Raw genomic sequence first — 21674 nt, forward strand, 5'->3', positions numbered from 1 at the left:
CATCACGTATGTGCGCACGGGGGAAGGCTGGTTGTATCTGGAGGTGGTGTTGGACCTGTATTCGCGCAAGGTAGTGGGCTGGGCCAGCGCAGCGGCCATGCCCGCCGCGCTGGTGGCGTCGGCCTTGAAGATGGCCATCGTGCAGCGCAATCCGGCGCCTGGGCTGATCGTGCATTCGGACCGGGGCAGCCAGTATGCAAGCGAGGAGTACCAGGGATTGCTGGCGCGCCACGGCCTGGTTTGCAGCATGAGCCGGTCGGGCGATTGCTGGGATAACGCCGTAGCCGAACGCTTCTTCCTGAACCTGAAGATGGAGCGCGTCTGGCAAAGGCGGTACGCCGACCGCGCCGAAGCCCGGCGCGACATCACACAGTACATCGTGGGCTTCTACAACCCGGTGCGCTTGCATTCGACACTGGGCTACGCGTCGCCAACAGACTACGAGGACAAGTTCCAACAGACCACCCTAACACCTGTCTGAAAAAACTTGACCACTACAGAGCAACCCGGTGGCGCTGGGCATGCTTCGGGTGTTCTCCCTCTCCCGAAGGAGCAAGCCGGTGGAGCTCTGGATGCCTGGTGTGTTCTCCCCTCTCCCGCGCGCGGGAGAGGGGCGGGGGAGAGGGCCGGCGCTGGCGTCGCGGTTGTGTCTACCGCAGCGGCCGCCGCCGCGTGCCGAAGCCGACCAGCCCGATCACCAGCAGCACCGCCGCACTCCACGGCGAGAACGCACCGCCGCCACCGCCACCGCCGCTATCGGCGGCCGTGCTGGTCGATGTGGACCCGGTGGACGGCGGATTTGGTGCCGCCGCCAGCGCAGCGTCGGCATCGAGCAGGCCCGCGCCGCACTTGCCGGTGTTGGCGCTGCGCGTGCAGTACGTCCCCGCCGGATGGGCGCGTGCCGTGTTCTTCAGCACCGCGGTGACCTGGGCGGGCGTCAGCGCCGGGTTGACCGCCAGCATCAGCGCCGCCACGCCCGACACCATCGGCGCCGAGAAACTGGTGCCCTGCGAGCTGATGATGTTGTAGGTGGTCGGTCCGGCCGTGCCCGCGTTGGACAGCGTGCGGATGAACGACTGGCCGCCCGTGCAGCCTGTCGCCACATTGTTGGAAACGATGACCTTGGAGTTGCCGCAGCCGCCTCCGGGCGCGCTGATGGTCACTTGCGGGCCCACGTTGGCAAAGCTGGCGTTTTCGCCATCGTTGGCGTGTGCCGTGACGGCGATCACGCCCGCGCAGTCGGCCGGAGCCTCGACCGCGCCGGCCGAATTGCCGGCGGCGGCCACCACGATCACCCCTGCGGCGTTCAGGTCGTTCACGGCCTGCTGCTCGATGCTCGAACAGGTGCCGCCGCCCAGGCTGACGTTGACCACCTTGGCCGGCGTGGGGTTGTTCGGCACCCCGGGCACGGTCAGGCCGCCCGCCCACCGCATGCCATCGACCGTATCGGACAGCAGGGCGCCGCAGCGCCCCGACACACGCACGGGCTGGATGCGCGCATTCCAGTCGACCCCCGCGATACCGCTGCCGTTATTGGTCACCGCGCCCAGCACGCTGGCCACGCGCGTGCCATGCCAGCTGCTGTCTGTGGCGCCGGAGCCATCGGGGCAGGTGCTGCCGGACGGCACGTAGTCGCCGGGGTCATGTGCGTCGGTGTCGCGTCCGTCGCCATCGACCGATACCGAGGTGGCACTGATGAAGTCATAACCGGCAACCAGCCGGCCCGCCAGGTCGGGGTGATCGAGATAGCCGGTGTCCACCACGGCGATCACCACGCTGGCGCTGCCCCGCGAACGGTCCCAGGCGCGCGACAGGTTGGCCGCGCCGGGCGTCACTACCGGCGATCCCATATAGAGCGACTGGGTCGCGAAATCGGGGTCGTTCGGTGCGGTGTCGTGCAGTTGCAGCCAGCGGTCGGGCACGGCGTCGGCCACGCGCGGGTCCTGGCGCAGCCGCCTGGCCACGGTTTCCGGATCGTCGCCCCGGCTGTCCTTGACCGTCAGCAACTGCATGGCGTTGGCCATCGGCCGCCTGACCGACAGTGCCAGGCCGGTATTGGATTCCACGCGGCGCATGCGCGTGGTGTCGGCGCTGGTGTCGATGGTCTGGCCGCCGTCGCGCCAGCGGACGATGTAGTTGCCGGTGTAGCGTGGCCCCGGTCGTCCGATGCGGGCGGTGGCGGCCGAGGCGGGCGCGACAGCCGATGCCGACGTGGATGCTGACGGCGATGCCGCCGGCATGCCGGCGTCGGCCCGGGAGATGCCCGGCAGGCCGAGCAGGGCGCTGGCCGCCATCGCCAGCAAGATCGGCGCGATCGAACCTTTGCGGAATTTCAGCGTTGCGTACGACATCTGCACTCCCGTGGAGAACGTTTGATGCGGACTGCTGACCGAACTGCTGATAAATCAGTATGGGTGGCGTTGCGCGCCGGGTGCCTTGGGCTTTGGGCTTACGGGTTGGGCATGTCGCGGCTGACCGGCTTGCCGCGATGCGGTCGCAGCATCCGGTCGGGCGTGGCCGATGCCACGCGCGGCGCGGCCTGCAGCGTGGCCACGGCCTGATCCAGCGTGACATCGGCCGATGCCGTGATCGCCGTCACCAGCCAGACGCCGCCCGACATCGGCCGCTTGACGACGTAGCGCACCGGACCCTGCACCTCGGCCAGCAGCTTGCCGGCATCCTCCGATGCCGTGACCTCCGGCGGTGCGAACTTGACCAGGATGTCGCCGATGGCACGGTCGTCGGTGATGCTGCCGCGCGGCGGCGCGAACGACTTCGATTCCGAAGCGCAGCCCGACACGGCGGTCAGCGCGGTCAGGCCCAGCGCCACCAGTACGGAGGCACCCAGGTGACGGGCGAACCGGCCGGCGGTCGGTACAGCAACCGGGCCAACCGTGGTGCGGCGGGTTGATGGCAGCTTGCCATGGGTCATCGGTTTGAAACTCCTGTCCTTGTTTGCGTGGGGGCCGGTTTGCACGGGCGAAGGGGCTCAGCCCGCCGCGCGGCGCGGCTTCCTGCCGCCGCCTTCGCGCGGCGCATTGGCCGCCTGCGCCGCCGCGCGGGCACCCTGCGCCAGCATCTCTTCGGCGTGTTGCACCGTCGTGGCCGTGACCGTGGCGCCGCCCAGCATGCGCGCGGTCTCGCTGACGCGGCCTTCGGCATCCAGCAGGCGGATGCGCGAACGCGTGACCGCGCCGGCCTTGTCGGTCTTGCTCTCCTTGCTGACCAGCAGATGGGCGCCGGCCTGCGCGGCCACCTGGGGCAGGTGCGTCACGCACAGCACCTGGCGCGAGCGGCCCAGTTCCTGCAGGCGACGGCCCACCACCTCGGCCACGGCACCGCCGATGCCGGTGTCGACCTCGTCGAAGATCAGGGTCGGGGTGGGCGCGGCCTCGCTGGTGATCACCGAGATCGCCAGGCTGATACGCGCCAGTTCTCCGCCCGATGCCACGCGCGCCAGCGGCCGCGCCGTGACACCCGCGTGGCCGGCGACCAGGAATTCCACCTGTTCCAGCCCATGGCTCTGGCCTTCTTCGAGCGGGTGCAGGGCCACGGCGAATGTGCCGCCGGCCATCGACAGCCCCTGCATGGCATCGGTGACGGCGGCCGACAGGGCGGCGGCGGCCACCTTGCGGGCGGCCGACAGGTGCTGCGCCAGCGTCAGGTAGGCGGCGCGGGCGGCGGCTTCGCGCGCCAGCACCTTGTTGATGTCCTGGGCGGCCTGCAGGTCGTCCAGTTGCTGCTTGCGGGCCAGCAGTTCGTCGGGCAGCTGCTCCGGCGGCAGCCGGTACTTGCGCGCCGTGGTGTGCAGCGCCTGCATCCGTTCTTCCACGGCCTGCAGCCGCTCGGGATCGAGTTCGAGCCGGTCCACGTAGCGGGTCAGCGAATGGGCCGCCTCCTCGACCTGCACCAGCGCCGGTTCCAGGGCGGCCAGCACGTCGCGCAGGCCCGGATCGACATCGGCAAGCTGCTGCAGCCGGTGCACCACGCCGTTGAGCACCGAGGCCACGGCGCCATCGGATTCGGACAGCGCGTCGAGCGCCGCGCGGCTGCCGTCGATCAGGCCGGCCGCATGCGACAGGCGGTTGTACTCGGCCTGGATCTCTTCCCACTCGCCGGCTTGCGGCGCGAGCTTGTCGAGCTCGCCCACCTGCCATTCGAGCCGCTCGCGTTCGAGCTGCATCTCGCGCGACTGGTGTTCCACGGCTTCGCGCTGCGCACGCGCGGCACGCCAGGCGCGCCAGGCCTCGGCCACCGCGCCGGCCTGCTCGGTCAGCCCGGCGTGGGCGTCGAACAGGTGCCGCTGGGCATCCGGGCGCAGCAGTTGCTGGTGCGCGTGCTGGCCGTGGATGTCCACGAGCTGGTCGCCCACCTCGCGCAGCTGCGCCAGCGTGGCGGCGGCGCCGTTGATGAACGCCTTGCCGCGGCCCGAGGCATCGACGGTGCGGCGCAGCAGCACGGTGTCGTCGTCGCCGGCCAGTTCGCGCTCGGCCAGCCAGGCATCCAGCGCGGGGTGGGTCAGGAACGTGGCGCTGATGCTGGCGCGCGCCGCGCCCTCACGGACCACGCCGGCATCGGCGCGTTCGCCCAGCACCAGGGCCAGCGCATCGATCAGGATCGACTTGCCGGCGCCGGTTTCGCCGGTAAATACGGTGAATCCGGCCGAAAAGTCGAGGTCGAGCGTGTCGACGATGACGAAATCGCGGATGGACAGGCTGCGCAGCATCTTGAGCGGTTGGTGGCGTCAGGCGGAAACGGGGAAGGGCGGGCTCAGAGCCGGTTGTCTTCGGTCGGATACTCGTGCCAGTGCAGCTTCTTGCGCAGCGTGGCGTAGTAGTTGTAGCCCAGCGGGTGCAGCAGGTTGACGGTCTTGGCAGCGCGGCGCACGACGATCCGGTCGCCGGGCAGCAGCGACGCCAGCGACTGCATGTCGAAGTTGACGCTGACATCGCGCGCGCTGGCGACCTCGATCGTGACTTCCGCGTCGTGCGGCAGCACGATCGGCCGGTTCGACAGGGCATGCGGGGCGATCGGCACCAGCACCAGGCCCGACAGCGTGGGATGCAGGATCGGTCCGCCGGCGGCCAGCGCATAGGCGGTGGAGCCGGTGGGCGTGGATACGATCAGGCCGTCCGAACGCTGGTTGTACATGAAATAACCGTCCACGGAGACGGCCAGTTCCACCATGCCCGAGATGCCCGAGCGGTTCACCACCACGTCGTTGAACGCCAGCGCCGAGAAAATGACGGCATCGTCGCGGATCACGCGCGATTCCAGCAGCATGCGGCATTCGGCCTCGTAGCGGCCGGCCAGCATTTCGGGCAGCGTCCGGGTGACGTCCTCGAGCGGAATGTCGGTCATGAAGCCCAGCCGGCCATGATTGACACCGATCACCGGCACCTCGTGGCCGGCCAGCTGGCGGGCCAGGCCCAGCAGCGTGCCATCGCCCCCGAGCACCACGGCGACGTCGGCCTCGCGGCCGATTTCGTCTGGACTGAGCACCGGATAGCCGGTCAGTCCGGTCGCCATGGCGGTCTCGCGCTCGAACACCACATCCTGGCCATTGCGCAAGATGCAGGACGCCAGTTCCTCCAGCGGGCCTTCGATACCGGCGGTCGAATGCCTGCCCACCAGGGCGACGGTCTTGAACGGAGCGCGCAAGGCGCTGGTCTTTGAGGGGGCAGACATGGCGGGATTAGAACATACCGGGATGACCATTGCCAGCTTCGGCCCGGCGCCGCCGGAACGGGTGCCGGCGGCACCTGCCGGCCGCGCCGATCGTGCGCCCGCCATGCGCGGGCGGACGCCCGAACGGGCCAGTTTTGATTAAAATCCCCAGCATCATGGACGAACGTTCTAAAACGCTGCTCAAGACCCTGATCGAGCGATACATCGCCGAGGGGCAGCCCGTGGGCTCGCGGACCCTGTCGAAGTACTCGGGTCTGGACCTGTCGCCGGCGACCATCCGCAATGTGATGTCGGACCTCGAGGAAATGGGTTTCATTGCCAGCCCGCATACGTCGGCCGGCCGGGTTCCCACGCCCCGCGGCTACCGGCTGTTCGTCGACACGATGCTGACGGCGCGCCCGCTGGAAGGCACGCCCGGCCTGAACGCCGAACTGGCCGGCCTGAAGGACGAGATACAGGGGCAGATGGCCAGCCAGCAACTGGGCCCGCAGCGGATGATCACGGCGGCGGCCCATACGCTGTCGAACCTGTCGCGCTTTGCCGGCGTGGTGATGACGCCACGGCGCGCCCAGGCGTTCCGGCAGGTGGAATTCATGCGGCTGTCGGACAAGCGCATCCTGCTGATCATCGTCAGCCCCGAGGGCGACGTGCAGAACCGCATCATCCAGACCGAACTGTCGTACACCCCGGCCCAGTTGATCGAGGCCGCCAACTTCTTCAACACCCACTACGCGGGCATGAGCTTCAATGCCGTGCGCGACCATCTGCGCGGCGAACTGCAGGCGCTGCGGCGCGACATGTCGTCGCTGATGCAGGCCGCCGTGGAGGCCGGCAGCAGCGCGATGGCCGAGGACAATACCGAGCAGGTGGTCATCTCGGGCGAGCGGCGGCTGCTGGAGGTGGAAGACCTGTCGTCGAGCATGGACAAGCTGCGCCGGCTCTTCGACGTGTTCGAGCACAAGACCAGCCTGTTGCAGCTGCTGGACGTGTCCAGCCACGCGCAGGGCGTGCAGATCTTTATCGGCGGCGAAAGCCAGCTGGTGCCGCTGGAGGACATGGCCGTCATCACCGCGCCCTACGGCGTCGATGGCCAGATCGTCGGCACGCTGGGCGTGATCGGCCCGACACGGATGGCCTACGAGCGGGTGATCCCGATCGTCGACATCACGGCCCGGCTGCTGTCGAGCGCGCTGAGCCAGAACTCCTGATGCGGTGCCGGTGTCTGTCCTTACGGGCCGGGCACCGCCGGCCGACTACCATTGCATGCTCCAGACCCAATTCCCGATTGCCAGCGCCCCGGCATCCGAAACGGAAACCCCATGACGTTTTCGCCTGAACCGGCATACCAGCACGGCCAGCCGCCGCGCACCGCGATCCTGCTGATCAACCTTGGCACCCCCGACGCCCCCACGCCCAAGGCGGTGGGCCGCTATCTGAAGGCGTTTTTGTCCGATCCGCGCGTGGTGGAGATCCCGCGCCTGGCCTGGCTGCCCATCCTGCATGGGCTGATCCTGCCGTTCCGTTCGCGGGCGTCGGCCATGAAATACGAATCGATCTGGCTGCGCGAAGCGCATATGACCGGATCGCCGCTGCTGGTCCACACCGAGCGCCAGGCGCATGCGCTGCAGCTGCTGATGCAGAAGCTCGGTCATGACGTGACCGTGGCCTGCGCCATGCGCTATGGCAATCCGTCGATCGGCTCGGTCATGGAGGCGCTGCGCCGGCAGGGCACCGAACAGATCCTGGTGCTGCCGCTTTATCCGCAGTACTCGGGCACCACCACGGCCACCGCGTTCGACGCGCTGTTCCGTGTGCTGGCCGGATGGCGCAATCAGCCCGAAGTGCGGCTGATCAAGCACTTTCACGATCATCCCGCCTATATCGCGGCCCTCGATGCCCAGGTCAGGGCGTACTGGACCCGCCATGGCGTGCCCGACTTTGCGCAGGGCGACAAGCTGATCCTGTCGTTCCACGGCCTGCCGCGCCGGCTGCTGGACTTGGGCGACCCCTATCACTGCGAATGCCTGAAGACCGGCCGCCTGCTTGGCGAGGCGCTGGGCCTGCAGCCGGGCCAGTACCAGGTGACGTTCCAGTCCCGTTTTGGCAAGGCCGAATGGTTGCAACCCTATACCGCGCCGACGTTGACGGAACTGGGCCGGGTTGGCACGCAACGTGTCGATGTGTTCTGCCCCGGTTTTCCGGCAGACTGCATCGAGACGCTTGAGGAAATCGCGATGGAAGGGCAGAGCGAGTTCCGGGTGGCAGGCGGGCAGGACTTCCATTTCATTCCATGCATGAATGATTCCGAGCCCTGGATCGCCGGTCTGGCCGACATTGCCCTGCAGCATCTGCAGGGCTGGCCGCTCGCCATACCCCACCCGCACGAACTGGAAGCGCGGCGCGGGCGCGCCCAGGCACGCGGCGCGGCGGCCTGAGGGGCAGCCATGGCGGCGGGCAAGCAGTCAGGAAGGATTTGACCGATGCAAGTGGATTTCGAGGCGGGTGCGCGGATGCGCATCGACAAGTGGCTGTGGTGCGCGCGGTTCTTCAAGACCCGTTCGCTGGCGGCCGAGGCGGTTGACCGTGGCCGGGTGACGGTCAACGGGCAGCCGGTCAAGAATTCAAGGGAAGTGAAGCCCGGCGATACCGTGGTGCTCGAAGCCCATCAGCAGCGTTGGGAGGTGGTGGTGAAGGGCGTGCCGGCGTCGCGCGGCGCGGCGCCCATCGCGCAGAGTACTTATGAGGAAACCCCGGAAAGCCAGGCCCGGCGCCAGGCGGAGTCTGATCGGCGGCGCATGCAGCCGGAGCCGACCGCGGAATTGCAGGGGCGCCCGACCAAGCGCGACCGGCGCAGGATCGACAATTTCAGAGGGTAGGAAATCGGAAATGTCAGCGATCCGGTCACGGCAGGGCTGCCGCGGCCGGGCGGTGTGAGGGCGGGGTTAACGGACGTACTGCACGAGGTAGTGCTTGAATACAGCCTTGCCGCTGCCATACTCGGTGTCGCGTGGCGCCACCGCTTCGGACAGACAGATAAAGGCCGTCATCGCCGACAGAACGGCGACCACACAGAACGTCACGACTGGTAGCTTGTGCATGGCGAAGCGTCCCGAAGATGCACCAAATTGATCCACCTTTCTGCTCCCGTTATTTTTGTCATTTTTTCCTGCATTGAATCTTAGTGTTTGCGTTGCAGCAAATCAATGAACAGGGGATTGCATCAAACAGGCCTTTGTAACGGCGTATTTCGGGGTCTCTGAACCCGCACACTTGAAAAACTGGAAGCGTGGCGCCATGTGCGGCTAGACTTGCCGATTGGCATCCGATCCACCCCGCGGTCCGCAGACGTTGCGGGCCGAGGTTTTGCATTTTTGATACGAATCGACATGGAAGAACAGAATCAGACGCCAGATACGAACACGCAGCAGGCGGCCAACGCCGCGGCAGCGCCGGCGCCCGAGGCTGCGGCCGCCGGTCCCGACGACGTGGCACGCTTGACCCAGCAGGTGGCCGAGCTGGAAGCCAAGGTCAAGGAAACCTACGACCTGTTCATGCGTGCCACGGCCGAGGGCGAAAACATCCGCCGCCGCTCGCAGGAAGAGATCGCCAAGGCACACAAGTTCGCCATCGAGAACTTCGCCGACAATCTGGTGCCGGTCATGGACAGCCTCCAGGCTGCGCTGGCCGACAACACCGGCGACCTGGCAAAGATGCGCGAAGGCGTGGAGCTGACGGCGCGTCAGCTGGCTGCTGCCTTCGAGCGCGGCAAGATCGTCGAGGTGAACCCGGTCGGCGAGAAGTTCGATCCGCACCGCCACCAGGCCATTTCGATGGTGCCGTCCGAACAGGAACCGAACACCGTGGTCGCGGTGCTGCAACGCGGCTATACGATCGCCGATCGCGTGCTGCGTCCCGCGCTGGTGACCGTCTCGGCGCCGCGCTGAGCCGTATTCGTTTCGATGTAACGCTTGAAGGACGCCCGGTGGCCGCGAGGTTGCCGGGCGTTGCTGTTTCCGGAGGTCCCCAACGATGTCCGACGCGCAAGACCCTGAGCATGCACCCCACCTCGATCACCGCGCCTTCGAAGCGCTCGGCATGCAGCCGGTAGGCCCCGACACCATCGATGCCGCCATCGCGGGGGCAGGCGACGACCTGGTCTGCGTTTTCTTCTGGGGTGTGGACTGCTTCAATTGCGAAATGGCCAAGAAGGCGATCCTGGCCGATCCCGACAAGCTGCGCGTGCTGAACCTGCGCTGGCTGCACACCAACGTCTACGCGCATCCCGAACTGGGCCGCCGCTTCGGCCTGCACGGCATTCCCGTGTTCATGTTCTTCCACAGGGGCAAGAAGCTCGGGCGCGCCACCGGCTGGCACGGCTACGGCCAGTTCGCGGCGGCGGTCGGCAATGCGCGCCTCAAGGCCGAGGGCAAACCGCTGGCGGGTTGACCGTCGTCACGCGAAGGCGAATTCGCGCGCTCAGCGCGACAGCGCGTACCCGATGCGGAACTGCCACGGCGTCTTCTGGTTGTAATAGAGCAGGCTCTCGCCGTAGCCGTAGAAGAACCCTGCCATGAGGAAGCCCGCCGTGCCCGGCAGCAGCCGCGCCAGGGGGTAGGTCAACTGCGTATCGACGCTGCCATAGCCCTTGCGCGTGCCCTTGCGCAGCGTGGCGGCCAGCTCCCAGGAATCGGGCTTGCCGTAGGCGATGTTCAGGTCCATGTAGCCGCGATAGTGGGCGATGTCCTCGTTGTCGCTCTTGCCCACATAGGCGTAGAGCTTGGGCGCCACGCGCCAGTGCCAGTCGGTCTGATCGCCGAAATACATCGTCGGCTTGACGAACAGCGTGTTGATCCCGCGCGATTCGTCGCCGGAGCGGCCATTCGATTCGTGCTCGAACCCGGTGGCGACCGACAGGCGGCTCAGCACGCTGTTCTTCACGCCGGTATCCGACAGGTAGTAATACAGGCTGGGCCGGTAGTTGGTGTCCTTGAATGGGCGCGAATCGCCGGCCAGGTCCCAGAGCGAGAACTGCGTGTAGGCGAAGTACAGGTTGTCCAGCACCGACTTCGAATTCGGGTCCTTGCCTTCGAAGATCCGGTACTTGAAGCTGATCTGGAACTTGGCGTTGGCGCCGTCGTGCGCGCCGAACATGAGGTACATCGGCTCGTTGAACGACAGGCGCTGGGCATCGCGCAGGTCGGCCGGGGCGGGCGCCGGGGCGTTGTTGTCCGCGGTGACGATGGGCGTGACAGGCGGCTTGGCGTCCGGGGCGGAAGCCGCAGGCGTGGCGGCCGCCTGGGGCGCTTGCGACGTCCCGGGCGCTGTCTGGCCCGGCACCGGCGCGCGGTTGAGCGTCACCAGAACCGGCGCGGCGTCGATGCCGGTGACGTCCAGGCGCACCTGGCCGCGCAGGTCGGCTGGCCATTCGGCGCGGTAGCTGATCGTACGGGATTCGCCAGGACGCAGGTTCAGCACAGCCGGCCCCCCGCCCACGCGCGTCAGTTCGATGCGGATCGGGGCGGCCAGGTCCCCGGAGGCCGTCACCTGCAGCGAATCGGGCACGGCGTAGCGGCGGGTATCGGCATCGGCACTGACCAGCAGCGTCAGCGTCAGTGGCCGGGTGCCGTCGATCTGGCGCGGCGGCTGCAACAGCGCCACGGCACCGTGGGCCGCCATCGGCACCATGACGGCGCCCGCGATGACTAGCGCGGACACCAGCGCAGACACCAGCGCGGACACAGGCCGGCTAGCGGCGCGCCGCCGGGCAGCGCGCACGGGAAGGGTAAATGGCATGGGACAACGAGCACGCCGCACCGGAAGGCACAACCGTCGGGGTCGGGCAGGGCGGGCATGGCCGGGAGTTGCGACCGCAAGAGGTTAGCATGCGGCGCCCAAGGCGCTTGTCGGTGTTTGTCGGACGCTCAGCCCGCCGCGCGGCGCTTGATATCGTCCACGTAGGCTTGTCCGTCGGGCGGCATGCCGTTGCGCTGGGCATTCCAGAGCATCTGGCCCAGGGCTTCCATGATCTCGTGCTGGGCGGCGTGCGGCGAATCCAGGCGGCGGGTCAGTGCCTCGTACGCGGCGCGGATACCGGGCGGCTGGTCGATCGACACCTGTTCGGAGATCGACAGGTGCATGGCCAGGTGCAGGAACGGGTTGGTCTGGCCGCCTTCGGGCGTGTAGTCGCGTGCGACGGCGCCTTCGGCATCGTCGAGCTGGTCGTGGTATTCGGGATGCTGGTCGATCCAGTCGACCGCGATGGCCTCGAGCGGGGTGAGGACATTGCCCGCGACGCGCTTCTGCCAGGCTTCGCAGAAGAAACGGCGGACTTCTTCTCGTGAGGGATTGAACATGATGGCCGCTATTGTAGTGCAGCGGTCCGAATGCTGCCGGGGCAGCCCGCCGCGTGAGTAGAATGCGAGCTTTCGGATTCCGTTCGCCCCTATGACCGCCTCCGCCACCGGCACCCTGGGCCACGCCCGCGACACGCTCGCGGGCGTGCTGCTGATCGCGCTGTCGGCCAGCGCCTTTGGCGCCATGGCCATCTTCGCGCGATTCGCCTACGCCGCAGGTGCCGATGTCTATGGCCTGCTGGCCGTGCGCTTCGTGGTGGCGGCCATCGCCATGGCGTTCGTCATGCGCACGCGCGGCATCGCACTGCCGCCATGGCGGCGCGTGCTGGCGCTGGCCGCGATGGGCGGCATCGGCTACGTCGGCCAGTCCTATTGCTTCTTCACGGCGCTGAACCATGCGCAGGCCAGCCTGGTGGCGCTGCTGCTCTATCTCTATCCGCTGTTCGTGACGATCCTGGCGGCGATCTTCCTGAAGGAGCGGCTGACCACGGCGGCGGTGATCGCACTGGTGCTGTGCTCGGTCGGCGCGGGCCTGACCGTGGGGGGTGGCGAGGGCGAGCCGCTCGGCATCGCGCTGGGCGTGGCAGCCGCCGTGATCTATTCGGTCTACATCGTGGTGGGCGCGCGCGTGACGGCGGGCATCCATGCCATCGCCACGACCACGGTGATCTGTTCGGCGGCGGCGCTGGTCTATGTGACGGTCGGCATCCTGCGCACCGGTGCCGGCGTGCCGCCGCAGTTTCCGACCACGGGCGGCGGCTGGCTGGCGCTGGTGGCCATCGCGCTGGTATCGACAGTGCTGGCCATCCTGACCTTCTTCGCCGGCCTGCAGAAGCTGGGGGCGTCGAAGGCGTCGATGCTGTCGACGCTGGAACCGGTCGTCACGGTGGCGCTGGCCGCCGCGCTGCTGGGCGAGCATATCGGCGCCACGCAGGCCGTGGGCGGCGCGCTGATCCTGCTGGGTGTCCTTTGGCTCACCCGCCGCGCCAGCGGCACGCCGCCGCTGGATGCCGCCGACGAACGGAATTGAACGGATTCATCAAACCGCTTGTGGGCCGACGGCCCTCGCTTGGGTACAATCGCGCTTCCTTCCTTCACAAAACCCGGAAAACGCGCAATGAAATCCGTCGATCAGGCCGCCATCGCACAATTGTTCACCGAAGCCCGCACCCATAACGTGTGGCAAGACAAGCATGTGGACGATGCGCTGCTGAAGCAGGTCTACGAAGCGATGAAGTTTGGCCCCACGGCGGCGAACAGCTCGCCGGCCCGCATCGTGTTCGTGAAGTCGGCCGAGCAGAAGGCCCGCCTGGTGGAGTGCGTGTCCGCCGGCAACGTGGAAAAGACGCGTTCGGCGCCGGTCACCGCGATCATCGCCTTCGACAACGCGTTCCACGACCAGCTGCCGAAGCTGTTCCCGCACGCCGACGCGCGGTCCTGGTACGCCGGCAACGACGAGAAGATTGCCCGCGATGCCCTGATGAACAGCTCGCTGCAGGGCGGCTACTTCATCCTGGCCGCCCGTGCGCTGGGCCTCGACTGCGGCCCGATGGGCGGCTTCGATGCCGCCAAGGTCAACGCCGCGTTCTTCCCCGACGGCAAGTGGTCGGTCAACTTCCTGATCAACCTGGGCTATGGCGAGGCCGACAAGCTGCATCCGCGCCTGCCGCGCCTGTCGTTCGACGAAGCCTGCCGCATCGTCTGATCCGGGCTTCCAGCGAGTTTGCCGCAAACGAAAAAGCGACCCACCGGGTCGCTTTTTTGTGGCCGGATGGGGCGGCGTGCCGATGGGCCGGCTCAGGCCGACCACTCCTGCGCCGGATTGCAGGCCTGGTAGCGCACCGGCTCGGCAATGCCCAGCCGCGCACGTGCCGCCTCGAACGGTTCGTTCAGCAGTGTTTCGTAGTCCTCGCCCAGCAGCCAGGCGGCGCGGCGCCCGTGCCGGTAGCCTTCGAGCACCGCGCGGGCGAAGGCCAGGCTGCGCGTCACGCGCCAGCTTTTCAGCGATGCGGCGATGGCGATAAAGGCCCAGCCCTTGCCGCCGGTCTGCGCGTAGCTGAACGCCACCAGCGCCGCTTCGCCCAGACTCTCGTCGGCGCGATATCCGGTCAGCACATGCCAGATGTCATGGACGTCGCGCGTGCGCCGGCCAAACCACATATAGGCGTCCTCGACGATGGGCTCCTGATTCAGGTTCGACACCTTGGCCAGGCCATCGGCGCTGTAGCCCGTTTTTTCCAGGAAGGCGCGATACGCGGCACCTACCGTGCCCGGTGCGAAGCGCGCCACATAGTCCGGATCGGATAGTTTTTCCGCCAGTTCGACGCGCTGGTAGGCCATGCGCCGGCCGTCGGGGGTGGAAAGCAGGCGGCTGAAGTTGCGCGGCATCGACGGGCCGTTCAGCGCGCGCATGATCTTGAACACCTGTTCGGTGTCGTTGCCGTCGGCCAGCAGCTTGCGGATGGCCTGGAACGCGGTGCCCAGGTCGCGCCTGTAGGGGTTGTAACCGGTGGAGGAAGCCATGGCGAGTCCTTTCGGTGGGGGCTGCAGGTCAGGCGGTTGCCGGCTCGCGCAGGCGGGCGGCCGCGTTGCGCACGAAATCGACGCTGGCATCGATCGCGGTGACCGGCAGCATATGCCCGCCGGTCACCAGCGTCAGCCGGGCGGCCGGCACCCGGGCGACGAAGGCTTCGCCATTCTTGCGGTAGTCCAGAATCCGGTCTTCGCGGCCGAACAGGATGCTGACCGGCACGCGCAGGTCGCCATATTGCGCCACCAGCGGCGGCAGGCTGTGTGCGGCACCGATCAGGTCTTCGGACGCGCCCAGGAAATGTCCGGGTCGCAGTGCCAGCAGTCCGCCCCCGCGCACGGGGAAGTCGGCCGGCACGGCATCGGGGCCGAAGACGATATCCATGACCTGCTCGCGATTGCGGATCGACATGGGGATCAGCAGCGTCCAGGCGATCAGCTTGCGCATGGCTGCGCTCGGAATCGTCATGGCCTTGAACACCGGCGAGATTTCCTCGGGCGGATGGGTCAGCGGGGCGATCAACGCCAGCCCGCCCACGCGCTCGGGATGGTAGGTGGCCAGCGCCAGCGCAATGGCGCCGCCGAGCGAATGGCCCACCACCAGCGGTTTTTCGAGCCCGAGCCGGTCGATCAGCGCGGCGAGCGTATCGGCCTGGGCGCGCAGGTCGGCCGGCGCGCCGGGCGTGCGCGTGGACCACCCTGCGGCGGGCCGGTCGACGGCCACCACGTGGAAATCGCGCGCCAGCGGCTCGACCATCCCGTAAGCGAAGTTGGCAAGCTGGCCGGACAGCCCGTGAACCAGCAGCACCGGCTGGCCCTGGCCCTGCTCGACGACGTGCAGGCGGGCGCCGGGTACATCGACGAAGCGGCCGGTGGGCGGCAGTCCGGCTTCGATCTTGCGCACCGTCTGGCGGGTGAACAGGAACAGCAGGACGAGCAGGGCGGCGGCCAGGGCCACCACCACGGCGATCAGCGCAAGAAAAATGTTCAAGATTGAGCCTCGGCAATCGGATCGTTGGTCGGCAGCGTGGCGGCCACGCGGTCGAAGCGCAGCACGCCATCGTCGATGCGGCCATGCCGGATGGTCAGCATGTCCATCAGGTAATTCTGATACACGCGCCACGGCTTGCGTTGGCCCTGCCGGGGCAGCACCGACGCCGCGCGCTGCACGTAGCCGGACGAGAAATCCAGGAACGGCACGGTCTGCACGGTCGGATCGACTTCGGGCATCGCCATGCGGTGGCCGCGCCGGTCCATGAACCGCAGCAGGCGGCAGACGTATTCGGCGGTGAGATCGGCCTTGAGCGTCCATGATGCATTGGTGTAGCCGAATGCCAGCACCAGGTTCGGCACGTTGCCCAGCATCATGCCCTTGTAGGCCAGCGATTCGGACGGGCGGCGCGCCTGCCCATCGACGGTCAGCGCGATATCGCCCAGCATGTTCAGCTTCAGCCCGGTGGCGACGACCACCACATCGGCAGGCAGCGTCTGGCCCGACTTCAGCACGATGCCGTCGGCGGTAAAGCGGTCGATCTGGTCGGTCACCACCGACGCGCGGCCATTGCGGATTTCGCGGAACAGGTCGCCATCGGGCACCAGGCAGACGCGCTGGTCCCACGGGTTGTAGCGCGGCGTGAAATGGGTGCCCACATCGAAGCCCGGTGTCAGCTGCGCGGCGGCCATGCCCACGATGCGCTCCTTTACCTTGGCTGGCCGGCGGCGCGCCAGCTGGAAGAAGAACATGCCAAGCAGCACGTTTTTCCAGCGCGTGGCGCGGTAGGCCAGGCGCTCGGGCAGCATGCGGCGCAGCTTGTGCGCGATGGGGTCTTCGCCGGGGCGGGTCACGATATACGTGGGCGAACGCTGCAGCATCGTCACATGGGCGGCGGTTTCGGCCATGGCCGGCACCAGCGTGACGGCCGTGGCGCCGCTGCCGATCACCACCACGCGCTTGCCGGCATAGTCGATCGACGGGTCCCAGAACTGCGGATGGACCATCCGGCCGCGGAATTCGTGCTCGCCCGGAAACTCGGGGCGGTGCCCTTCGGCATAGCTGTAGTAGCCGGCGCAGACATAAAGGAGGCGCGCGCGCAGGCGCTGGCGGCTGCCATCGGCGCTGCGGTCGGCGTCTATCGTCCAGCAGGCTTCGTCGCTGCGCCAGGCGGCGCCCACGACCTTGTGTCCGAACCGGATGTGACGGGTAATGCCCGTTTCTTCGGCTGTCTCGCGGATGTAGGCCAGGATCGACGGGCCGTCCGCGATAGCCTTGGCGCCACGCCAGGGCTTGAAGCGGTAGCCCAGCGTGTACATGTCGGAGTCGGAGCGGATGCCCGGGTAGCGGAACAGGTCCCAGGTGCCGCCGATGGCGTCGCGCGCTTCCAGGATGGCGAAGCGCTTGTCCGGGCACCGCTGCTGCAGTTGCCGCGCGGCGCCGATGCCGGACAAGCCGGCGCCAACGATCAGGACATCCAGAACATCGTCATCAGGACTTTGAGGGCGCATGACGGCTACCGGGGCGAGTGGGTATTCTGACAACATAGGTTGTCAGAAGCCATCTGACAATAGGGAATGTCATAATGGCCGCCATGACCACAGAGCTATCTCCCGCCCGCCGCTACCGCGGCGCCGAGGCCGAAGAGCGCCGCGCCCAGCGGCGCGCGCAGCTGATTGCTGCCGCCGTGCAGGTCTACGGCGAGCGCGGCTACCAGAACGCCACCGTCAAGGCGGTGTGCGAAGCCGCCGGGCTGACGGAACGGTACTTCTACGAATCGTTCGCCAACAGCGAGGCATTGCTGCTGGCATCGTATGAAACGGTCACGCATCGCCTGCTTCAAACGCTGGCAAGGGCCGGGGAAGAAGCCGGCGGCAGCGGCGAACATCGCGTGCTGGCGATGCTGCGTGCCTATTTCGGGGCGCTGCAGTGCGAGCCGCGCTCGGCGCGGGTGTTCCTGGTGGAGATTCGCGGGGTCAGCCGGCTCGTGGACGAGGCGCTGGCGGTATCGCTATGCGATTTCGGCGCACTGGTGGCCCGGACGCTGCTGCCGCCCGGGGCGAAGGTGGATCCGATGCTGGCCGCCGGCGTGGCGGGCGGCATCGTCCACGTGGCGCTGTACTGGATTCGCAACGGCTACACGCCTGACGTGGACACCGTGGCGCGCACCGCCTTGCAACTGGCGCTGGTCCTGAAGGGGCCGAACCCTGCCTAGACGTTCGGTGCCGGGGTCTTCGGCCTGAACTCGCAGAGCGGCTCGATGGCGCAATGCCAGCATTCGGGCTTGCGTGCCTTGCAGACGTAGCGGCCGTGCAGGATCAGCCAGTGGTGGGCGTCGTGCAGGAATTCGGTCGGCGTGACCTTCAACAGTTTCTGTTCCACGGCATCGGGGTTCTTGCCCGGCGCCAGCCCGGTGCGGTTGGCCACGCGGAAGATATGCGTGTCGACGGCAATCGTCGGCTGGCCGAACGCCACGTTCAGGACCACGTTGGCGGTCTTGCGGCCGACGCCCGGCAACGCCTCCAGCGCCTCGCGCACGGGCGGCACCTTGCCGCCATGCTGCTCGACGAGGATCCGGCAGGTTTCCATCACGTGTTTGGCCTTGGTCTTGTAGAGACCGATCGTCTTGATGTACTCGATCAGGCCGGGCTCGCCCAGATCGAGGATCTGCTGCGGGGTATGGGCCACCGGAAACAGCTTGCGCGTAGCCTTGTTCACGCCGACATCGGTGGCCTGGGCGGACAGCAGCACCGCGATCAGCAACTCGAACGGCGAGCTGTATTCGAGCTCCGTTTCCGGGGTGGGATTGACCTCACGCAAGGTTTCGAAAATGGCAAGGCGCTTGGCGGGATTCATGAGCGGGAATCGTCGTTCTTGCTGGGGTCGCCGGACGCGGTGCTGCCGTCCGGGCTTTGGCATTCCTGGCCGGGCTGGCCTGGCTGGTCGGTCAGGCCCCGTTTCGCGCGGCGCGCTTCGGCGGCATCGATCTGCGCCTGCACGGCGGGCGACACATTGTCGGTGTTGCGGGGCTGCACGGCGGCCGCCTTCTGGCGCGCGCGTTCGATGGCGGCCTGGATGATCGCCTTCTTGCGCGCCTGCGCGGCCTGTTCCGCCTCGCTGGCCGCGGCTTCGGCCTCCAGTGCTTCCAGCTTGGTCGCGGCCTTGGCGGCCAGGCGGGCATCGTTTTCCTCGCGCTCGCGCACCAGACGCACCTTGCGCGACTGATAGCGGGCGTACGCGGCATCGGCCTGTTCCTGCGACCAGGCGGCCCAGCCCGTCTTCGCGCCCGTGACCGGAATCATCGCAATGCAATCGACGGGGCAGGGAGCTACGCAGAGGTCGCAGCCGGTACACCAGTCGGGCAGCACGGTATGCATCTGCTTGGCGGCACCGACGATGGCGTCCACCGGACAAGCCTGGATGCACAGCGTGCAGCCGATACATAGCGATTCGTCGATACGGGCCACGGCACGGGCCTGTTCGACGCCGCGCTCGGGGTCCAGCGGCTGGGGCGGGACGCCCAGCACGGCCGACAGCCGCACGATGCCCTCGGCGCCGCCCGGCGGGCAGCGGTTGCTTGCCGCCTCGCCCGCCGCCATGGCTTCGGCGTAGGGGCGGCAGCCGTCGAACCCGCATTTGGTGCATTGGGTTTGCGGCAGCAGGGCTTCAAGGCGGTCTGCCAGGCTGGCTTCGCCGGCAACGGACGAGGGGGAACGGATCACGACGGCAACACGGAATCAGGGGGACGACTGGCATCTTGCACGCCTCTGCGGACGTGTGTGCGGCAAGGATTATCCCCGATTTCGCCGCGGTGCAGAAAAGGCGATGATTCGCCGTCACCCGAACGGGAAGAGGAGCCCGGACGAGGTGGCGGGCTGTGCCATAATCCGCGCAACTGACAGATCAGATATTCATGTCGAACGAGCCAAAAACCAAGCGGGACCCCGAAGGCACGCGCCGACGCATCATGGCCGCCGCCACGGAGGAATTTGCCAAGGGCGGGCTGGCGGGTGCACGTGTCGACCAGATCGCACGCCGCGCCGAGACCAACGAGCGCATGCTCTATTACTACTACGGCAGCAAGGAAGGCCTGTTCCTGGCCGTGCTCGAAAAACAGTACGCCGAGTTTCGGGCGGCCGAGGAGCAGCTGCATATCACCGACGAAGACCCCGTGGCGGGGGTGCGCACGCTGGCCCGCTTCGTCTGGGACTGGTACTACGCGCATCCGGAGTTCATCCGGCTCGTGAACAGCGAGAACCTGCATGAGGCGCGCCATCTGAAGAAGTCGGCCCAGCTCCATCAGCTGATCAATCCGGTGGTGGACGTGCTGGCCGACATCATCCGGCGCGGCCAGCAGCAGGGCGTGTTCCGCGACAACATCGACGTGCCGCAGTTCTACCTGACCATTTCGGCGCTGGGCTACTACGTGCTGTCGAACCGGTACACGATCAGTGCCGTCATCGGCCGCGACGTGGCCACCGAGGAAGAACACGCGCGCTTTGCCGACCTGCATACCGACATGCTGCTGTCGTACCTGACCAATCGCTGAGACATCGCTCAGCGGCATAGCCGATCGGCCAGAAACAAGAACGCCCGCGAGGATCTCGCGGGCGTTCTGCCATGCCGGCCCCCGGGCGGGGCCCGGCTACGCTCAGTACTTGCGAATGAAGTCGCGCAGTTCCGGGTAGATATTCTCGCGCCAGCGGCGGCCCGAGAAGATCCCGTAGTGGCCGCACTTCGGCGCGGTGATGTGTTGCTTGCGCGTTTTCGGAATGCCGGCGCACAGGTCGTGCGCGGCGGCCGTCTGGCCCGCGCCCGAGATGTCGTCGAGTTCGCCTTCGATGGTCAGCAGCGCCGTGCCCTTGATGTCCTGCGGGCGCACCGGGTCGCCGTCGATTTCCCACGTGCCGTTGGCCAGGCGGAATTCCTGGAACACTTCGCGGATCGTGTCGAGGTAGTACTCGGCGGCCATGTCCAGCACCGCGTTGTATTCGTCGTAGAAGCGCACGTGCGCTTCGGCGTCGTCGGCGTCGCCCTCGATCAGGCTCAGGTAATAGTCATAGTGCGACGACAGATGGCGGTCCGGATTCATCGCCACGAAGCCGGCGTGCTGCAGGAAGCCCGGATAGACCTTGCGGCCATGGCCCGGATAATTCGCCGGCACCGTGTAGATGACGTTGTTCTCGAACCACTCGAACGACTTGTTGGTGGCCAGGGAGTTGACCGACGTCGGGCTCTTGCGCGCATCGATCGGGCCACCCATCATCGTCATCGTGCGCGGCGTCTTTTCGCCGGCCGACGCCATCAGCGAGATCGCGGCCAGCACCGGGACGGTGGGCTGGCAGACCGAAATCACGTGCAGCTTGTCGGCGCCGATATGCCGGATGAATTCCTGGATGTAGTAGATGTAGTCGGCCAGGTGGAACGCGCCTTCCTCGGCCGGCACCATGCGGGCATCGACCCAGTCGGTCACGTAGACCTTGTGGTCCTGCAGCAGCGTGCGCACGGTGTCGCGCAGCAGCGTGGCATGGTGGCCCGACAGCGGCGCGCAGACCAGCACCACCGGCTCGTCCTTGAGCAGCTTGATGGTCTCGGGGTCGTCGGCATACCGCTTGAACCGCACCAGCTTGCAGAACGGCTTTTCCAGCACGGTCTGTTCGACGATGGGGATCTCGCGGCCATTCGAGCGCACGCTCTTGATGCCGAACTCCGGCTTCTCGTATTCCTTGCCGAGCCGGTACAGCAGCTCGTATCCCGCAGCCATCCGGGGCGCGCCCGGGATCAGCGAAAGGGGACTGAGGGGATTTGTAAACGTCTTGGCGGTCGCCTGGGCCCACGCGGTCAGCGGGTTCAGCATCGAACGCTGGAATTCATGCAGTTGGTAAAGCATGCCGGTACCTGTCTAGCCTTTCTTGTCGCGAGTGCTTGTCGCGCAACGGATTATGCCCGCAATCGAACGATCGTGCTTTGCAGCATACGCTTCCAAATTACGCCGGCAAGCGGGGAAGACAATAGGACATTGGCGCTAAATCTGGATGACACCGACTGACAATGACAAAAAAGGCGACCCGAGTGGCCTCCAGGTCGCCTTTTGCCGTTGACGCCGGGTCAGG

23 protein-coding genes are annotated in these 21674 nt (G+C 67.2%); 10 read left to right on the top strand and 13 right to left on the bottom strand.

All coding sequences use genetic code 11. From position 1 onward, the window contains the following. The coding region (locus tag D9X30_RS23590) for an IS3 family transposase (RefSeq protein ID WP_249641070.1) at nt 1–481 on the top strand (481 nt) is incomplete at its 5' end. A 169-nt stretch (nt 482–650) separates the two neighbouring features. On the opposite strand, the gene D9X30_RS23595 is transcribed toward D9X30_RS23590, so the two are convergent. The 4 genes from D9X30_RS23595 to D9X30_RS23610 form a co-directional block, all read right to left on the bottom strand. Then, complete coding sequence (locus D9X30_RS23595; RefSeq protein ID WP_153948963.1) at nt 651–2351, bottom strand: rhombosortase-dependent MprA family serine protease; 1701 nt, start codon at nt 2349–2351, stop codon at nt 651–653. Nucleotides 2352–2449: 98 nt separating this feature from the next. Continuing rightward, a complete protein-coding gene (locus D9X30_RS23600; protein WP_228770997.1) occupies nt 2450–2932 on the bottom strand; it encodes a hypothetical protein in 483 nt (160 codons plus the stop codon). A 57-nt stretch (nt 2933–2989) separates the two neighbouring features. Beyond that, complete coding sequence (recN, locus tag D9X30_RS23605; protein ID WP_153948962.1) at nt 2990–4726, bottom strand: DNA repair protein RecN; 1737 nt, start codon at nt 4724–4726, stop codon at nt 2990–2992. 44 nt (nt 4727–4770) lie between these two features. Beyond that, nucleotides 4771–5688, bottom strand: a complete 918-nt coding sequence (locus D9X30_RS23610; RefSeq protein ID WP_153948961.1) for an NAD kinase — start codon at nt 5686–5688, stop codon at nt 4771–4773. Between the two features lie 155 nt (nt 5689–5843). Between D9X30_RS23610 and hrcA the strand changes: the two genes are divergently transcribed. From hrcA to D9X30_RS23625, 3 genes are all read left to right on the top strand, one after another. Continuing rightward, nucleotides 5844–6896, top strand: a complete 1053-nt coding sequence (gene hrcA, locus D9X30_RS23615; protein ID WP_153948960.1) for a heat-inducible transcriptional repressor HrcA — start codon at nt 5844–5846, stop codon at nt 6894–6896. 111 nt (nt 6897–7007) lie between these two features. Continuing rightward, nucleotides 7008–8123, top strand: a complete 1116-nt coding sequence (hemH, locus tag D9X30_RS23620; protein WP_153948959.1) for a ferrochelatase — start codon at nt 7008–7010, stop codon at nt 8121–8123. 45 nt (nt 8124–8168) lie between these two features. Then, a complete protein-coding gene (locus tag D9X30_RS23625; protein WP_153948958.1) occupies nt 8169–8564 on the top strand; it encodes an RNA-binding S4 domain-containing protein in 396 nt (131 codons plus the stop codon). A gap of 66 nt (nt 8565–8630) precedes the next feature. Here D9X30_RS23625 and D9X30_RS23630 read toward each other — a convergent pair whose 3' ends face one another. Then, nucleotides 8631–8786: a hypothetical protein gene (locus D9X30_RS23630; RefSeq protein WP_180863143.1), complete on the bottom strand. Its 156-nt coding sequence runs from the start codon at nt 8784–8786 to the stop codon at nt 8631–8633. 288 nt (nt 8787–9074) lie between these two features. Here D9X30_RS23630 and grpE point away from each other — a divergent pair, with 288 nt between their 5' ends. Then, nucleotides 9075–9632: a nucleotide exchange factor GrpE gene (grpE, locus tag D9X30_RS23635; RefSeq protein ID WP_153948957.1), complete on the top strand. Its 558-nt coding sequence runs from the start codon at nt 9075–9077 to the stop codon at nt 9630–9632. An 85-nt stretch (nt 9633–9717) separates the two neighbouring features. Continuing rightward, the gene (locus D9X30_RS23640; protein WP_153948956.1) at nt 9718–10134 is read left to right on the top strand and encodes a thioredoxin family protein; all 417 of its coding nucleotides are present in this window, start codon (nt 9718–9720) and stop codon (nt 10132–10134) included. Nucleotides 10135–10164: 30 nt separating this feature from the next. On the opposite strand, the gene D9X30_RS23645 is transcribed toward D9X30_RS23640, so the two are convergent. Both D9X30_RS23645 and D9X30_RS23650 read right to left on the bottom strand, forming a co-directional pair. Beyond that, on the bottom strand, nt 10165–11481 hold the full coding sequence (locus D9X30_RS23645) for a phospholipase A (RefSeq protein ID WP_153948955.1): 1317 nt from the start codon (nt 11479–11481) through the stop codon (nt 10165–10167). Between the two features lie 128 nt (nt 11482–11609). Beyond that, a complete protein-coding gene (locus D9X30_RS23650; protein WP_153948954.1) occupies nt 11610–12041 on the bottom strand; it encodes a DUF1841 family protein in 432 nt (143 codons plus the stop codon). A 91-nt stretch (nt 12042–12132) separates the two neighbouring features. Here D9X30_RS23650 and D9X30_RS23655 point away from each other — a divergent pair, with 91 nt between their 5' ends. Both D9X30_RS23655 and D9X30_RS23660 read left to right on the top strand, forming a co-directional pair. Beyond that, nucleotides 12133–13071 carry a DMT family transporter gene (locus tag D9X30_RS23655; RefSeq protein WP_153948953.1) on the top strand — a complete coding sequence of 313 codons (939 nt, stop codon included), beginning with the start codon at nt 12133–12135 and terminating at the stop codon, nt 13069–13071. 87 nt (nt 13072–13158) lie between these two features. Next, complete coding sequence (locus D9X30_RS23660) at nt 13159–13746, top strand: malonic semialdehyde reductase (protein ID WP_153948952.1); 588 nt, start codon at nt 13159–13161, stop codon at nt 13744–13746. Between the two features lie 92 nt (nt 13747–13838). Here the strand turns inward: D9X30_RS23660 and D9X30_RS23665 are convergent, their stop codons facing one another. Genes D9X30_RS23665 through D9X30_RS23675 form a run of 3 tightly spaced genes read right to left on the bottom strand, consistent with a single transcriptional unit; the run spans nt 13839 to nt 17072 of the window. After that, the gene (locus D9X30_RS23665) at nt 13839–14564 is read right to left on the bottom strand and encodes a Coq4 family protein (protein ID WP_153948951.1); all 726 of its coding nucleotides are present in this window, start codon (nt 14562–14564) and stop codon (nt 13839–13841) included. Between the two features lie 28 nt (nt 14565–14592). Beyond that, the gene (locus tag D9X30_RS23670; RefSeq protein ID WP_153948950.1) at nt 14593–15561 is read right to left on the bottom strand and encodes an alpha/beta fold hydrolase; all 969 of its coding nucleotides are present in this window, start codon (nt 15559–15561) and stop codon (nt 14593–14595) included. Continuing rightward, complete coding sequence (locus D9X30_RS23675) at nt 15558–17072, bottom strand: flavin-containing monooxygenase (protein WP_153948949.1); 1515 nt, start codon at nt 17070–17072, stop codon at nt 15558–15560. The genes D9X30_RS23670 and D9X30_RS23675 overlap by 4 nt, the downstream gene beginning before the upstream one ends. A 74-nt stretch (nt 17073–17146) precedes the next feature. On the opposite strand from D9X30_RS23675, the gene D9X30_RS23680 reads away from it, so the two are divergent. Then, nucleotides 17147–17776 (top strand): TetR/AcrR family transcriptional regulator, encoded by a 630-nt coding sequence (locus tag D9X30_RS23680; protein ID WP_153948948.1) that lies wholly within the window; start codon nt 17147–17149, stop codon nt 17774–17776. Here D9X30_RS23680 and nth read toward each other — a convergent pair. Continuing rightward, on the bottom strand, nt 17773–18417 hold the full coding sequence (gene nth, locus D9X30_RS23685; RefSeq protein WP_153948947.1) for an endonuclease III: 645 nt from the start codon (nt 18415–18417) through the stop codon (nt 17773–17775). The genes D9X30_RS23680 and nth overlap by 4 nt on opposite strands. Beyond that, nucleotides 18414–19280 (bottom strand): electron transport complex subunit RsxB, encoded by an 867-nt coding sequence (gene rsxB, locus D9X30_RS23690; RefSeq protein ID WP_502799681.1) that lies wholly within the window; start codon nt 19278–19280, stop codon nt 18414–18416. Before rsxB ends, nth begins: the two co-directional genes overlap by 4 nt. A gap of 194 nt (nt 19281–19474) precedes the next feature. On the opposite strand from rsxB, the gene D9X30_RS23695 reads away from it, so the two are divergent. Then, nucleotides 19475–20110, top strand: coding sequence for a TetR/AcrR family transcriptional regulator (locus tag D9X30_RS23695; RefSeq protein WP_153948946.1), 636 nt, complete (start codon nt 19475–19477; stop codon nt 20108–20110). Nucleotides 20111–20212: 102 nt separating this feature from the next. Here the strand turns inward: D9X30_RS23695 and D9X30_RS23700 are convergent, their stop codons facing one another. Further along, entirely contained in the window at nt 20213–21451 is a 1239-nt protein-coding gene (locus D9X30_RS23700; protein WP_153948945.1) for a polyhydroxyalkanoate depolymerase, read from the bottom strand. Nucleotides 21452–21674 lie beyond the last annotated feature (223 nt).

The organism is Cupriavidus sp. U2 (assembly GCF_009663685.2).
Lineage (GTDB): Bacteria > Pseudomonadota > Gammaproteobacteria > Burkholderiales > Burkholderiaceae > Cupriavidus > Cupriavidus necator_C.